The sequence below is a fragment of the Rhodoferax sp. genome (assembly GCF_023700745.1).
GTDB lineage: Bacteria > Pseudomonadota > Gammaproteobacteria > Burkholderiales > Burkholderiaceae_C > Rhodoferax.
The window spans coordinates 34270-49241 of sequence record NZ_JAMPYG010000004.1 but is presented as its reverse complement, the minus strand read 5'-3'; the positions used below and the strand labels follow the sequence as shown (position 1 = coordinate 49241).

Below are 14972 nucleotides of genomic sequence, written 5' to 3'. Positions count from 1 at the left end.
GCTTGTCAGGGGGCAATCGCGGCGAGGGCGCCGCTCCCACAAGGCGCCGCTCCCACAGGGTGCAGGTCCCACAGCGGGCAAAGCCCGAAATCTCACTGGCCCTGGTTGAACTTTGGCAACTGGTTGAACGGGGTTTTGCCGTCGTCAGTCTTGGGCTTGTCGGCATCCGAGCCGAAGACAAAGTTGGTCACCGGCTCCATGCCGGCGCGCTTTTCTTTCGCTTCGGCCGGATTCAGCAGCCACACTTCATGGACCTGGCCCTGCAGGTCGCGCAGGTAGTTGATCAGCAACGCCTGGCCGACCAGACTGCCCGACAGAACGATCATGTTGCTGGGGTTCTTGATGCGGGCACCGGGCGACAGGCGCTCGGGTTGGCCGTTGATCAAAATGTTGGGCGGCTGGGTGACTTCCAGCGTACCGCGCTTGGCCGCAGCCGGGAATTGCCGCACCAGGCCTTGCGCAGCCAGTGGTTCGGGCGCGAGCGTGACCAGCATCAGCAGCAGGGACATCAGTCCCAAAGACAAGCCCTTGAGGGCAGCGAGGCAGCGGTTCATGGTGTAAATCCAGAGGCTGTGAAAGAAGCCGCGATTTTAAGGCACAGGCGTTTTGCTGTTTGACGCCAGTGCGCGCAGCTTGTCTTTTTTGCTCGGGCGCAGGCCCTTGACGCCGCCGTTGCTGGGAGCGTCGGGAAGGTTTGAGGCTGGCGGGGCGGTCTCAAGGGCTTCAAAACCGGGGATGCTTTCCAGTTCAAGCGCCAGCCGCTGTCGTTTGGCGATCAACCGCCAGTGCGGCAGCGTGGCGGCACTGACAAAGCTTACCGCCAGGCCCGGTTCGCCAGCGCGGCCGGTGCGGCCGACACGGTGGGTGTAGTCGTTGGCCGAGCGCGGCAAGTCAAAGTTCAGCACCACCGGCAAGCCCGCAATGTCCAGGCCGCGCGCCGCCACATCGGTGGCCACCACCACGGCCAGGCGTTCTGCCTTGAAATCGGTCAGCACCTGGGTGCGTTTGCCCTGGCTCAGTTCGCCGTGAAAGGGCTCGGCCGTCACACCGACCTTGCGCAGCTTGTCGGCCACAATCTCGGCGGCAAATTTGGTGGCCACAAAGACCAGCACCCGTGACCAGGCGTTCTGCTGGATCAGGTGGCGCAGCAACTGGGTGCGCCTGGGTGTGTCGACGGCAATCGCGCGCTGCACGATCTCCAGCGGTGGCGCGGCGTCGGGACGCACGTCCACGCGCACCGGGTCGTGCAGCAGGGTGTTGGCCAGCGTCTGCACCGCTGGCGCGAAAGTGGCCGAGAAAAACAGGCTCTGGCGTTTCGCAGGCAGGAGCGCCAGCAACTGGTTCAATTCTTCGGCAAAACCCAGGTCAAGCAGGCGGTCGGCCTCGTCAAGCACCAGCAGCTGCACCCCCGAGAGCTTGACCGCGTTGTGCGCCACCAGGTCCAGCAGCCGCCCCGGTGTCGCCACCAGTACCTCGGTGCCGCCGCGCAAGCCCATCATTTGCGGGTTGATCGAGACGCCGCCAAACACCACGCTGACCCTGGGTGGCCGCGGCAGGTGTTGTGCCAGGGTACGAATCGTGTCGCCCACCTGGGTCGCCAGTTCGCGCGTGGGCACCAGCACCAGCGCCTGGGCCTGGCGGCCGGGCGAACCCGACAGGGTTTGCAGCAAGGGCAGGGCAAAGGCCAGCGTTTTGCCCGAGCCGGTGTGCGCGCAGCCCAGCAGGTCGCGGCCCTGCAGTGCCGGCCCGATGGCGCCGAGCTGGATGGGCGTGGGGGTGTCAAAACCCAGGCTGCTGACAGCTTCAGACAGCGGGCTGGACAATCCAAGTGTGGAAAAGGACATAAACGTGGTCTGAAGTGAGGGCAGGAGCGGCAAGCAGGAATAGCGACGTAGTGGGGCAGTTTACGTGTTTCGCACCGGCCGGTGCTGGCGGGCGGCGGTGATGGGGCTGGACGCATAATCACCCCCACGCATGGCAGCCTTGGCAGGCCGCCAACTATCGCTTCAAAGGACAGCATGAAAAAAACATTCCAACTCAACATCGAAGGCAAAAACCGCGACCGCGTGCTGGACGCCACCAAGCATGAAATCCGCCAGTACATCAAGCGCGAGCGCCGCAAGGCGCTGCCCGAAGGCGTCGACTTCTGGGACTTTGACTGTAAATTTGGCACCACCGCAGAGAATGCGCAGGGGGTTCACCTTGCCACCCTGACGGCTCTGATCGATGCAGTGGTCAAGGAGGGTGGCGATGCGTTTTACCTGGAACTGCTGGCCAAACCAGGGCACCGCATGCCTCGTACCGGCGCCGAGTCAACAGGTGCCGCCCTGCAGTAAATGAAAAAGCCGCAAAGGCTGTTGCCGATGCGGCTTTCAGGTGACCAAACTAAGCATATACCCTGATCCACAAAGATTTTTTCGTCTCGTGGATGCTGCGATTGGTCGAATCTGTCCCGTGCGGCCTATGCCGCCGCCTGGGTTTTGATGTAGTCACTGCCCGCGTCCATGTTGCAGAAGTTGCAACCCACGGTGCGCTCATCCGGTCAATGGCACGGATTTCAGGTCGCGTTGGCTGGCAAAATACTTTTCAGACCTGCCAGAAATGATTTGATTTGCAGTTCAATCACCTTCTCGACGTTCAAGGCCGTCTGGTCCCGGTAAATGTGTCGGCGTATCGCCAGATGGGACACTGCGCCATGCAAAATCCAGCAGATTTCCTGGGCCTGGGCTTGATCGATTGGACTTTGCAGGCCGGCCTCGTCAAGTGCCTCTTTCATCACGATGTCGAGCAAGTGCTTGATGATGGACCCAATATAGGTTGGCGCCATTTCAACTTCCGCCAGTGATGCATACAAAAACAATCGCATCCAGCTACGCGTCAGGACGGTATCGTAATACTCGCAATAAAAATCCTTGAGACGCTGTTCGATGGGCTTGCTTCTGTCCTGGAGCTGTACAAACCATACAGCCTTGAAGACGCCGGCAATGGCGGTTTCGTATACGGCATTGATCAATGCCGATTTGTTGGGAAAGATGCTGTAGAGAAGCCTTTGCGATACCCCGCAGGACTCGGCCAGTGCGCGTGTTTGTGCGGTCAGACCATATTCCGAGAAGAACTCGAAGGCTTTTTTCAGGATCTGTTCACGACGTTCTGCTGCAGGCATGCGCACGGTGACGCGCCTGCCCTTTCGTGTGGGAGCGCTATTTGCGGACTTTTGACGCAGGGTCGTTAGATGATCTGATTTGGCGCGCATGTGACGTTTAAATTGAAAAGGGTTCTACTTTAATGGCAAAATAAATCTTCAGTTGACGATGAGTGAAATGAAACTACTTTATGGCGTGCCTTCGGGTATTCCAAACCATTTATATATGGGGAAAAATCATGATTCTAGAAATGCGTACGTATCAGATTCAGGCTGGAAAAGCACCTGAGTTTCTGAAAATTTACCAGGCCAATGGCTTGCACATCATCACCCGTTATGCCAGATTAATCGGCTGCTGGACCAAGGAATCCGGGGTGCTGAATTCTGTTGTTTTCCTCTGGGCTTACGATGATTTTGCGCACCGCAGCGCCCAGCGCACCAAGATGGCTCAAGACGCCGAGTGGACGGCCTTTGTGCCCTCGATCCTGCCCTATCTTGTGCATCAGGAAAGCGTGTTTCTTAATCCCGTGGGTTTTTCGCCGATCCAGTGAGGCAGACCGGGTCAGGCTTGTCTGCACCGGCAGGGTGCATCAACCCTGGCACGCAAAATGCTTGGTCTGATTTGCCGAATATTTGTGCAAGCACGTTAGGGTTATCGTCAATTGACGATATAAAAAATTGGCGTAACAATGAACTCGGTTCAGTCTGACGGTGGGCGTCAATCTGATCGATAACAAGCAGCCATTTGGCGTGCTGTGGCCATCAACATAGGAGAAGGAAATATGAGCAATATATGGACAGAAGGTTCGAGTCGTCGTGATTTTCTAAAGATGACTGCCTCGGCTGGCGTGGCTGGATCCGGGTTGTTGTCGCTGCCCGGTCATGCGCAGACTGCGCCGCTGAACTTTTACACGTGGTCGGCTGCGGTGGATACCGTCAAGAGTCACCTGGGGGCGTTCGAGGCCAAGACCGGCATCAAGGTCAACTACAACAATGCGCCTTGGGCGCAGTACCGCGACACCATGGTGACCAAGTTTGTGGGCAAGGCGCCGCTGGACGTTTTATGGGTTTCCGACAGTTGGCTGCCTGAATGGGCGGACGCGGGTTGGTTGGCCCCAATCAACAATTTTCCCGAGTTGATGAAATACAACGCAGAGGCAGACGACTTCAGCACGCAGTCGATGCAATACAAAGGCAAGCAGTATGGCTTGAGCTATTACACCGACTATATGGCGTTCTTCTATGACGAGGAAAAGCTGAAAAAGGCCGGCATCAAGGCGCCACCAACGACCTGGGACGAGCTGGTTCAGCAATCACTCAAGATCAAGGCGGCCGGCATCTCCGAGTACCCCATGATGTTGCCCATGGCGCGTGAGAGCTGGCTGATCGAATTCCTGACCGCCATGGTGTATTCCAATGGTGGTGGGTTTACCGACGCCAGCGGCGCGGCCATCATGAGCGATCCGAAAAAAGGTGCCGTGCAGGCCTTGCAATGGATCGTCGATGCCGTCAACAAGTACAAGATCATTTCGCCTGCCTGCGTTGAAACCGGCGAGCTCAACGGCCTGAAGTCATTCAGCTCCGGCAACCACGCGTTTGCCCTGCTGAGCCGCTACCGCATCCGCACCCTCAACGATCCCAAGCAGTCGCAGATTGCCGGGCATGTCAAGCAGGCGCTGATGCCGGCTGGCGTCGGCGGATCTCATGCCACCGTGGGATGGATGCGTTTTCACGGCATGACGGCGCAGGCTGCCGCCGATAAAACGCGTGCCGCCAATGCGGCCAAGCTGATCGAATGGTTTGGCGGCAAGGCCGAGGGTCAATACCGGTTCCAGAAAATGCTCTTTACCGACATTGGCTCCGGTTTTGCGGTGAAGGACTTGTTCAAGGACCCTGAAGTCCAAGCCTCCTACGCAAAATACTCCGATATAGCCATGTTCGAAAAGCAGCAACAGTTCGCTCGCAAAAAGGACGTCATCACGCGTTGGTTTGGCGAGTGGGACGAAATCAACGGCTCCGCCTGGCAGTCGGCCGTCATCGGCAAGATCACGCCGGCTGACGCGCTGAAGAAGTCGGCCCAGGCCTGGAACGACCTGCGCAAGCAGTCCTGAGCATATGGCGATTCCGGGGGGGGACTCACAACGCCCCCGGATGTGCATCCTGAAAGAGGCAATTAGATGAGCAACAAAAGCAAGGGGCTACGCCGGTTGATCGGCACCCCGGTCAGTGCGTATGACCAGAAAAGTGCCATGCTTTTTCTCGCACCCATGATGGTCATCCTGACTGCCGTGGCGGTTTTTCCGATCCTGTATTCGTTCTGGATCAGCCTTTTCGACCTCAAGCTGACGCGCCCGCACCGTGCGCCCTTCGTCTGGTTCGACAACTATGCCAACATCTTTCAGGATCAGATGTTTTGGGATTCGGTTGGGCGCAGCACAAGCTTTACCCTGATGTCGGTGACGGCCATCATGTTGATCGCGATGCTGATGGCCTTGCTGCTCAACGAGGAATTCCGGGGCCGCCGCATTCTGTCGGCCATTTTGTTGATTCCCTGGGCGATTCCCTATGTGGCCAACGGGCTCATGTGGAAATGGATTTACGACTCCGGCTACGGCGCCCTCAATGGTCTCCTGTTTCAGCTCGGTCTGATCGACAAGTACCTGGTGATGCTCGGGGACGTCGAGAAGACCATGTTGCTCATCACCAACTCTTTTGTCTGGAAAGAGGTGCCACTGGCCACCATTCTGTTGCTGGTGACGCTCAAATCGATTCGCGCTGACTTGTACAGCGCCGCCAAAGTCGATGGCGCCAATGTGTGGCAGCGCTTCATTCACATTACCCTGCCGGCGCTGACGCCGGGCTTTGCCTTGGTCATGATTTATGAAACGATGATGGCCATACGGCATTTCGATCTGTTTTTCATTCTGACCGAAGGCGGACCGGCCGATGCATCGCACGTGGTCGCTTGGCAGGTTTACGTGGAAACCTTTCGCAAGCTTGCGTTTGGTACCGGGGCGGCGCTCGCCTACATCATGGCGATCGTCACCTTCACGCTGGCCTTTTTCATCATCCGAAGCACGAGCCGCAAGCTCTAGCCGGACATTGCAACCCGAGTTCCATGCAACCTATGAAAATCCCCCACCTTGGCAGACGGGCGCTGCTCTTTTTTGCCTCGCTGCTCTTTGCCCTGTATGTGCTGGCGCCGATCGGCTGGCTGGTCTCATCGTCATTTCAGTCGGAGGCAGAGATCACTTCGGTGCCACCGCACTGGATACCCGATCATCCCACGCTTGAAAATTTTGCGACGATCTTCACCGCCAAGGACAAGGTGGTGACCTATGAAAATCGCAAGGAGGGGGATACCGCAACGGGAGGCTTCATTCCTTCCACGGCCAAAAATCTGCTCCCGTCCATGTGGAACAGCCTGGTGGTGGCGGTGGCGGTGGTGATCCTGAACCTGCTGGTCAGTGTGCCGGCGGCCTATGCGCTGGCCAAGATCCGTTTCATCGGGCGGGACAGTTCGATCTACTTCATGCTCACCACCCGTGTGATCCCGGACATTGCGCTGGTGGTGCCGTTCTTCCTGTTCGTGCAGCAGCTCGGCTTGCTCGACAGCAAGCTGTCGCTCATCATCACCTACCTGGCCATCACGGTGCCGTTCAGCACTTTCATTCTGACCGGCTACTTCGAGTCGCTGCCGGATGACCTGGACAAGGCGGCGCGGGTGGATGGCTGCTCACGCTTCCAGACCTTGACGCTGGTGTACCTGCCACTGGCCCTGCCATCCCTGGTGGCGGTGGTTCTTTTCACCTTCCTCACCAGCTGGAATGAGTTTTTGCTGGCGCTGATGTTCACCCAGACCCTGGCATCGCAAACCATGCCCATCGTGGTGGCTTCGTTCACATCGGATTTCAACATCAGCTTTTCGTTCATCAATGCCGCTGGCGTGCTGGCCATTGTTCCGCCGGTGGTGGTGGCCATCATGTTTGAGCGCTATATCGTCTCCGGCCTGACCGCCGGTGCAGTCAAAGGTTAAAGGAGTAAATACGTGGCCCGGATCAAATTTGAAAGCGTCGGTAAACATTATCCCAATGGGTTCGTCGCACTGGAAAATCTCAACCTCGACATCGCCGACAAGGAATTCCTGGTGTTGCTCGGCCCCTCCGGTTGCGGCAAGTCGACCACCCTGAACATGATTGCGGGGCTGGAAGATGTGACCGAGGGAAATCTGTATTTCGACAACGAGGTGATGAACATCGTCCCGCCGCACAAGCGCGATGTGGCGATGGTGTTTCAGAGCTACGCGCTGTACCCGAACAAGACGGTGTACGAGAACATCGCGTTTGGCCTGCGCATGCGCAAACATCCCAAGGATGAAGTGGATCGCCGCGTGCGCGATGCGGCACGCCGGCTCGAGATCGAGCCGCTGCTGGAGCGGCGCCCGGACCAGTTGTCAGGCGGCCAGCGCCAGCGCGTGGCACTGGGGCGGGCCATGGTGCGGCAACCTGCGGTCTTTTTGATGGACGAGCCGCTGTCGAACCTGGATGCGACGCTGCGTATTTCCATGCGGGCCGAGATCAAGCAGTTGCATCAGGCCATGCAGACCACGTTTGTCTACGTCACGCACGATCAGGCCGAAGCACTGACGCTGGCCGACCGCATTGTGGTGATGCGCAGCGGCGTGGTGCAGCAGATTGGCAAGCCGGACGACATTTACGAGCGCCCGCGCAACATGTTCGTGGCTTCGTTCCTGGGCAATCCGCCGATCAATTTCATGGACGGCACCCTGGCCATGGAGGGAGGACAGATGGTGTTCCGGCGTGGCCAGCTGACGCTGATGCTGCCGCCACACGTTGCCGAGCGGGTCAGCGGTCAGGCCGGGCGCGACGTGGTGCTCGGTATTCGCGCCGAGGACGTGACATCGCACAGCGGCGAATCAGCCGGGGATTGCCTGCAGGGCCGCATCCTCTCGGTGCTGCCGGTCGGGTCCGACCAGTTCCTGGAAGTGGAAGTGGAGGGAACCAAGTTGTTCTTCCGCGTCGGCAAGGAAGGCCAGCACAAGGACGGCGAAAACGCCGTCCTGCGCGTGAACCTGAACCGCCTGCACTTGTTCGACAAGCAGGACAGCCAGAGCCTGGTCTGGTAGGACGCGTTTGTGAAACCCGCTGCATTTGACTACCTGCGCCCCAGCTCGCTCGAAGAAGCGCTGCAACAACTGGCGGCTGGCGGTGACCATGCCAAGGTGATTGCCGGTGGCCAGAGCCTGGGGCCCATGTTGAACATGCGGCTGGCGATGCCGTCGGCGCTCATTGACCTGAATGACTTGACGGAGCTCGCCTACATCCGCGAAGGTGGCGCTTTTCTGAGTATTGGCGCGCTGACCCGACATGAGCAGATTGCCGGCTCCGCGCTGGTGCAATCCCGCTGCCCCTTGCTCGGGCAAGCGGCAAAAACCATTGGTCACTATGCGATTCGCCAGCGCGGCACCCTCGGCGGGAGTCTGGCGCATGCCGACCCGGCCGCGCAGTTTCCCCTGATTGCGATGACGCTGGGCGCGGAAATCGAGATCGCACGCCAGGGCGGGTCGCGCCGTGTGCCGACCCAGGCCTTTTTCCAGTCCGCCATGACGACGGCGCTGGCGCCGGATGAAATCATCCGTTGCGTGCACTTTCCGACGCTCAGCGGGAATGAGGGGACGTCTTTCGAGTTGTTCAATCGCCGTCATGGTGACTACGCGATCGTCGCGGTGGCCGCCACGGTGGCACTGCAGGACGAGCGCGTCGTGCGCGTGCGCCTGGGCCTGAGCGGCGTGAGTGCCATCCCGCGGTCGTGCGATGACACGGTGCGCCCGTTGCTCGGTCAGCTTGCCAATGCGGCCTGGGCGGCGGACGTGGCGCGCGTGGTGCGTGCCGCCGTGGCGCCCGAAGACGACGCGGGCGTCACGGCGGTGTACCGCAAGGAATTGACCGAAAAGCTGGTGCAACAGGCATTGGAGCGCGCCTTGGGTCGCGCCAAAGGATGAATCAAATGAGTCATGTGGAGAAACGAGCGATCACGCTGACGGTGAATGGTGAAAACCACGAACTGTGGGTTGAACCCCGCAAGCTGTTGGCAGATGCACTGCGCGAGGACTGCCGTTTGACCGGCACCCATGTCGGCTGCGAGCATGGTGTGTGTGGCGCCTGCACCGTGCTGGTGGATGGCAAGCCGGTGCGCTCTTGTCTGACCTACGCCATCCAGATGGAGGGGCATGAGGTGTCGACGATCGAGTCGGTGGCCGTCAACGGCGCCTTGTCACCGTTGCAGCAGGCGCTGCACGAGGTCCATGGCTTGCAGTGCGGCTTTTGCACGCCCGGCATCGTGATGACCTTCGAGGCCTTTCTCAAAATCAATCCGGTACCAAGCGAAGAAGAGATTCGTGATGTGCTGTCGGGCAACCTGTGCCGCTGTACCGGCTACCAGAATATTGTGAAGGCCATCCAGATGGCGGCGGCCCAGATGAGAAGGAATGCGGACCATGTCGCAGCCTGAATTTCGTCACATCGGCCAGCACCTTCCGCGCAAGGAAGACTACCGGCTGCTGACCGGGCAGGGCCGCTTCGTGGACGACATCGACATACCGGGCGCCCTGCATGCCTGCTTTGTGCGTTCACCCCATGCCCATGCCCGCATCGTTGCCATCAACGCCAGCCCGGCGCGTGAGATGCCCGGTGTGGTGGCGGTGTTCACGGGGCAAGATCTGGCGCAGTGGACCACGCGTCAGCGCATGGCGCCGCCCATCGCGGGGCTGCAGCCGATGGAGATGGACACCCTGCCCATCGACAAAGTGCGCTTTCAGGGCGATCCGGTGGTCTGCGTGCTGGCGACCGACCGTTATCTGGCAGAAGACGCTGCCGAGCAGGTGCTGGTGAATTACGACGTGCTGCCTGCGGTCAGCACCATGTGGCAGGCGCTGACGCCGGAGGCTCCCCGGGTGGATGACAGTCTGAGCTCCAACCTGTTGTCGCATCAGCATGCGGACCACGGTGATGTCGCAGCGCGCAAGCGCGAGGCCTACCGGGTGATCGAGAGCACTTTTTCCCAGCACCGGCAGACCCATTTGCCGATTGAGACGCGCGGCTGCATCGCGGTGTGGGATGACGGGCGCCAGCATCTGACCTTCCACGTCGGAACCCAGGTACCGCATCCTTACCGTACCACCTTGGCCAGCCGATTGCGCCTGTCGGAATCCCAAGTCAGTGTCATTTCGCCGGATGTGGGAGGCGGCTTCGGCCAGAAAATCGCTCTGTACCGTGAAGAGTTGACGGTGGCTGCGCTGGCGCGTCAGCTGAAGCGGCCGGTGCGCTGGCGCGAGGACCGGCTGGAGAACCTGTTGGCCTCTTCACAGGCGCGAGAAGACTTCTGCCGGACCCGTGCCGCGGTCAGCGCCGACGGCCGCCTGCTCGGCCTGGAGCTGGAGATCGTGGAGGACTTTGGCGCCTACAGTTTTTATCCGGGCAACTATCTGGCCCGCGTGGTGGCCATGATCCTCACCGGCCCCTACAAGGTGCAGGACTACAGTTACGACGTCAAGGTGGTGTTGAGCAACAAGGTCGGCAATGGCCCGATGCGCGCGCCCATGGCCATCACGAGCTGGGTAATGGACGGCACGATGGACGCGATTGCGCGCGAACTTCAGCTGGATCCGGTGGCCGTGCGGCGGCTCAACATGCTGCAGCCACAGGATTTTCCGTACACCATGGCGACCGGCGAGGTATTGGCCGACATCACCCCGCGCGAAACCCTGGAAGGGGCGCTCGCCGCCATCGATTACGAGAATTTTCGCCAGCGCCAGCAGCAGGCGCGCGCCCAAGGGGTTTATCTGGGTCTGGGCATTTGCACGGTGGTCGAGTCCACCACCTATGGCTCCCGTTTTTACAAAGCCGCCGGCATTGCGGGGTCGGGGCATGAAGCGGCCTGGCTGCGCATTGAGCCCTCGGGCGCGGTGAATGCCTCGGTGGGCCTGGGCGCCACGGGCCAGGGCTATGAAACCTCGTTGGCCCATGCCGTGGCCGAAGGCCTGGGTATTTTGCCGCAGCAGGTGCATTTGCATATCGGCCATACCGACATCGCCCCCTACGGCATGGGTAGCCGGGGCGCCCGCGGCGGTACGGCTGGCGGTGGCACGCTGTATTTGTGTGCCCAGGAGGCGCAGGTCAAGGTGCTGGCGATTGCAGCCAGGCTGCTGGACCTGGGCGACAGCGTCGCGCTGCGCTTGCAGGATGGCTGCGTCGAGAAGATCTGCGACGGCGTCTGGACCGCCACCGGCGTGGGTTTGGCCGATGTCGCGCGCACGGCCTATCTGGACCCCTTGGCCTTGCCCGCCGGGATGGCTCCCGGGCTGGAGTTTCACAAGACCTATGAGCCACCGCCCATGACCTATTCCAATTCCACGCATGTGTGCGAATTGGAGGTGCAGGTCGCCACCGGGGCCATCCGTTTTGTCCGTTATGTGGTGGCGGAGGATTGCGGCACGGTGCTGAGCCCGGTGGTGGTGGAGGGGCAGCAGCACGGGGCGATTGCCATGGGCTTGTCCGGTGCATTGTTCGAGCAGGTGCGGTACGACGCAGCCGGACAGAACCTCTCGGGGACCCTGGCCGATTACCTGGTGGCCACGGCCTGTGAACTGCCCCATTTCGAGCTCATTCCGATGCACACGCCGAACCGGGCGACGCCGGCGGGCATCAAGGGCATGGCCGAGGGCGGCGTGATGGGCGCCATCGGGGCGCTGACCAACGCCGTCAATGATGCGCTCGCACCTTTCGACGTGGTGGCCGACCAGCAGCCGCTGACCCCAATGTATTTGCGCGATCTGCTGCGCGAAAAAACCGTATTCATCAACAAGGTATGACAAATGACTGATAGCAAAAACAAACCCCGCGTGGGCTTTATCGGATTGGGCAATATGGGCCAGAGCATGGCCGGGCACATCCTGCAGGCGGGTTATCCGCTGCGTGTCTACAACCGGTCACGCGACAAGGCAGAGACCTTGCTGGCGCGTGGTGCTGTCTGGTGCGACAGCCCGGGCGAGCTGGCAGCCAACGCCGACGTGATCATCACCATCGTCGGTTATCCGCATGACGTGGAGCAGGTCTATCTCGGCGACAACGGCATTGTGGCGCGGGCGCGCGGGGCCTTGCTGATCGACATGACAACCTCCAGCCCCGAGCTGGCGCAACGTATTGCCAAGGCGGCTGCCGAGCAGGGCTGCAGCGCGCTGGACGCGCCGGTTTCCGGTGGCGACATTGGTGCACGCGACGCCAAACTCGCCATCATGGTGGGCGGTGCGCAGGCGGCGTTCGATGCCGCCCTGCCGATACTGCAATTGCTGGGCCCCAACATTGTGCTGCAGGGCGGCCCTGGTGCTGGACAGCATACCAAGATGTGCAACCAGATTGTGATTGCTGCCACCATCATGGGCGTGTGCGAAGGGCTGGCCTACGGCAAGGCTGCCGGGCTGGACCTGCCGACCGTGCTCAAATCCATTGGCGGTGGCGCCGCGTCGGGGTTCCAACTGACCGTGATGGGGCAGAAAATCATCAATGGTGACTTCGCCCCGGGTTTCTACATTGAACACTTCATCAAGGATCTGGGCATTGCCCTGGCTGAAGCCCAGCGCATGCAGCTGGACCTGCCGGCGCTGGCATTGGCACGCCGGCTGTATGAGGAACTGGCGCAGCAAGGCCACGGCCGGCTCGGTACCCAGGCGCTGTTCAAACACTACGAGGCATAAAACATGGCGATGGAATTCTCCGGGGAATACCGCATCCCTGCCCGGCAGCAACAGGTCTGGGACGCGCTCAATGATCCCGCGGTGCTTCAAGCGTGTATCGTTGGTTGCAAGCAACTTGAGAAATTGTCGGATACCGAAATGTTTGCCACCGTGGTGGCCACCGTGGGCCCGATTTCGGCGACTTTCAAAGGCAATGTGGTGCTCAGCGACCTCGATGCGCCCAATGGCTACACCCTGACGGGGCAGGGGCAGGGTGGCGCGGCCGGTTTTGCCAAGATGGCGGCGAAGGTCGCGTTGAGCGAAGATCAGAACCAGACCGTACTCAAGTATCTGGCCAGCGCCGAAATCGGTGGCAAGCTGGCCAGTGTTGGCAGCCGTCTGGTGCAGACTGTGGCGAAAAAAAATGCAGATGACTTTTTTGCCGCCTTTGCCCGCCAGCTGGGCGGCACGGGCGTGAAAGAAGCGGTGGTGTCAACGCCAGCAGCCGCGCCAGCGACGCCGGTGCCCGGCGCGATAATGCCGGTCGCAGCTGCTCCTGCCAGATTATTCAGCTCGCTGGGCGCGCCGGTGCCGGCCTGGCTGGTGGTGTTTGCCTGCGGTCTCGGCATTGCGCTGGGCTATTGCTTCGCACGCTTGCCCTGAGCGTCGGTATTACACATCCTGTTGGGACCGCATGGCTATATCAGTCTTTGATTTGTTCAAGGTGGGCATCGGCCCCAGCAGCTCGCACACGGTAGGCCCGATGCGCGCGGCCGCCATGTTCGCGCTGTCGCTGGAGAAAGAGGGGCTGCTCGATCAGGCCGCCAGCGTCAAGGCCGAGTTGTATGGCTCGTTGGGTGCGACCGGCAAAGGCCACGGCTCCGACATCGGCATCATGCTCGGCCTGATGGGCCAGACGCCGGAGTCGGTTGACGTCGATGCGGTACCCGGTCTCATCAAGGCCGTGCGTGCACAGCAGACGCTGGCCTTGCTGGCGCGTCAGCCGATCGTGTTTTGCGAGAAGGAACACTTACTGATGTACCGGCGCGAAGCGCTGGCCGAGCATCCCAACGGCATGCAATTCAGCGCCTTTGATGCGGCAGGCGGCCTGCTACGTCAAAGCAAGTACCTGTCCGTGGGCGGCGGTTTTGTCGTCACGGTGGGCGCCTGCAATGATCAGGTGCTGACGGCCTACCAGCAGGTGCCTTATCCTTTCACCTCGGGTGACGAACTGCTGGCCGTGTGCCAGCGCCAGGGCTTGACGATCAGCGAGGTCATGTGGGCGAACGAGCGCACCTGGCGCAACGATGATGAAATCCGCTGCCAGTTGCTGGCGCTCTGGCGCACCATGCGCGAGTGCGTGCAGCGGGGCCTGACGCACGAGGGCACGCTGCCGGGCCCGTTCCGGGTGCAGCGCCGGGCGCCGGTGCTGGCGGCACAACTGCGGGCCCGCGCGGAACGGGTGCTGAGTGACCCGCTGTCGGTGCTGGACTGGGTCAACGTCTATGCCTTCGCCGTGAACGAAGAGAACGCCGCCGGTGGACGCGTGGTCACGGCGCCGACCAACGGTGCGGCAGGAGTGATCCCGGCCGTGCTGCATTACTACGACAAATTCATCACCAATGCGACCGACGAGGGCGTTATGGAGTTCCTGATGACCGCAGCGGCCATCGGTATTCTCTACAAGCTCAATGCCTCGATTTCAGGCGCCGAAGTCGGCTGCCAGGGCGAGGTCGGGGTGGCCTGTTCCATGGCTGCGGCTGGCTTGGCGGCGGTGATGGGGGGCAGCCCAGGGCAAATCGAAAACGCCGCCGAGATTGGCATGGAGCACAACCTGGGGCTGACCTGTGACCCCGTCGGCGGCCTGGTCCAGGTGCCGTGTATTGAGCGCAACGCCATGGGGGCGGTCAAGGCACTCAATGCGGCACGCATGGCGCTGCAGGGCGACGGCCAGCACGTGGTGAGCCTGGACAAGGTGATCAAAACCATGCGCGAGACTGGTGCGGACATGAAAACCAAATACAAGGAAACCGCACGCGGCGGGCTGGCGGTCAATATTGTTGAATGCTGAACAGGAAT

At 60.8% G+C, this 14972-nt stretch carries 15 protein-coding genes; 12 read left to right on the top strand and 3 right to left on the bottom strand.

The annotated features are described in order from the left end of the window. Positions 1–92: 92 nt before the first annotated feature. The gene (locus NDJ10_RS05450) at positions 93–554 is read right to left on the bottom strand and encodes a hypothetical protein (RefSeq protein ID WP_296160176.1); all 462 of its coding nucleotides are present in this window, start codon (positions 552–554) and stop codon (positions 93–95) included. 36 nt (positions 555–590) lie between these two features. Next, on the bottom strand, positions 591–1844 hold the full coding sequence (locus NDJ10_RS05445; RefSeq protein WP_296160175.1) for a DEAD/DEAH box helicase: 1254 nt from the start codon (positions 1842–1844) through the stop codon (positions 591–593). Positions 1845–2018: 174 nt separating this feature from the next. Between NDJ10_RS05445 and NDJ10_RS05440 the strand changes: the two genes are divergently transcribed. Then, on the top strand, positions 2019–2336 hold the full coding sequence (locus NDJ10_RS05440) for a DUF6172 family protein (RefSeq protein ID WP_296160174.1): 318 nt from the start codon (positions 2019–2021) through the stop codon (positions 2334–2336). Between the two features lie 221 nt (positions 2337–2557). Here the strand turns inward: NDJ10_RS05440 and NDJ10_RS05435 are convergent, their stop codons facing one another. Further along, positions 2558–3163, bottom strand: a complete 606-nt coding sequence (locus NDJ10_RS05435) for a TetR/AcrR family transcriptional regulator (RefSeq protein WP_296160316.1) — start codon at positions 3161–3163, stop codon at positions 2558–2560. 230 nt (positions 3164–3393) lie between these two features. Here NDJ10_RS05435 and NDJ10_RS05430 point away from each other — a divergent pair, with 230 nt between their 5' ends. From NDJ10_RS05430 to NDJ10_RS05380, 11 genes are all read left to right on the top strand, one after another. Further along, entirely contained in the window at positions 3394–3693 is a 300-nt protein-coding gene (locus tag NDJ10_RS05430; RefSeq protein WP_296160173.1) for an NIPSNAP family protein, read from the top strand. Positions 3694–3924: 231 nt separating this feature from the next. Beyond that, positions 3925–5253, top strand: a complete 1329-nt coding sequence (locus tag NDJ10_RS05425; RefSeq protein ID WP_296160171.1) for a sugar ABC transporter substrate-binding protein — start codon at positions 3925–3927, stop codon at positions 5251–5253. Positions 5254–5319: 66 nt separating this feature from the next. Further along, a complete protein-coding gene (locus tag NDJ10_RS05420) occupies positions 5320–6237 on the top strand; it encodes a sugar ABC transporter permease (protein WP_296160170.1) in 918 nt (305 codons plus the stop codon). A 32-nt stretch (positions 6238–6269) separates the two neighbouring features. Beyond that, positions 6270–7178: a carbohydrate ABC transporter permease gene (locus NDJ10_RS05415; RefSeq protein ID WP_296160169.1), complete on the top strand. Its 909-nt coding sequence runs from the start codon at positions 6270–6272 to the stop codon at positions 7176–7178. 12 nt (positions 7179–7190) lie between these two features. Then, positions 7191–8288 carry an ABC transporter ATP-binding protein gene (locus tag NDJ10_RS05410; RefSeq protein WP_296160168.1) on the top strand — a complete coding sequence of 366 codons (1098 nt, stop codon included), beginning with the start codon at positions 7191–7193 and terminating at the stop codon, positions 8286–8288. Between the two features lie 9 nt (positions 8289–8297). Next, entirely contained in the window at positions 8298–9164 is an 867-nt protein-coding gene (locus tag NDJ10_RS05405) for an FAD binding domain-containing protein (RefSeq protein ID WP_296160167.1), read from the top strand. Then, a complete protein-coding gene (locus NDJ10_RS05400; RefSeq protein WP_296160166.1) occupies positions 9161–9673 on the top strand; it encodes a (2Fe-2S)-binding protein in 513 nt (170 codons plus the stop codon). Before NDJ10_RS05405 ends, NDJ10_RS05400 begins: the two co-directional genes overlap by 4 nt. Further along, positions 9660–12032 carry a xanthine dehydrogenase family protein molybdopterin-binding subunit gene (locus tag NDJ10_RS05395; protein WP_296160165.1) on the top strand — a complete coding sequence of 791 codons (2373 nt, stop codon included), beginning with the start codon at positions 9660–9662 and terminating at the stop codon, positions 12030–12032. Before NDJ10_RS05400 ends, NDJ10_RS05395 begins: the two co-directional genes overlap by 14 nt. 3 nt (positions 12033–12035) lie before the next feature. Continuing rightward, positions 12036–12914 (top strand): NAD(P)-dependent oxidoreductase, encoded by an 879-nt coding sequence (locus NDJ10_RS05390; protein ID WP_296160164.1) that lies wholly within the window; start codon positions 12036–12038, stop codon positions 12912–12914. A gap of 3 nt (positions 12915–12917) precedes the next feature. Further along, on the top strand, positions 12918–13556 hold the full coding sequence (locus tag NDJ10_RS05385; protein WP_296160163.1) for a carbon monoxide dehydrogenase subunit G: 639 nt from the start codon (positions 12918–12920) through the stop codon (positions 13554–13556). Between the two features lie 31 nt (positions 13557–13587). Beyond that, complete coding sequence (locus NDJ10_RS05380; RefSeq protein ID WP_296160162.1) at positions 13588–14964, top strand: L-serine ammonia-lyase; 1377 nt, start codon at positions 13588–13590, stop codon at positions 14962–14964. Positions 14965–14972 lie beyond the last annotated feature (8 nt).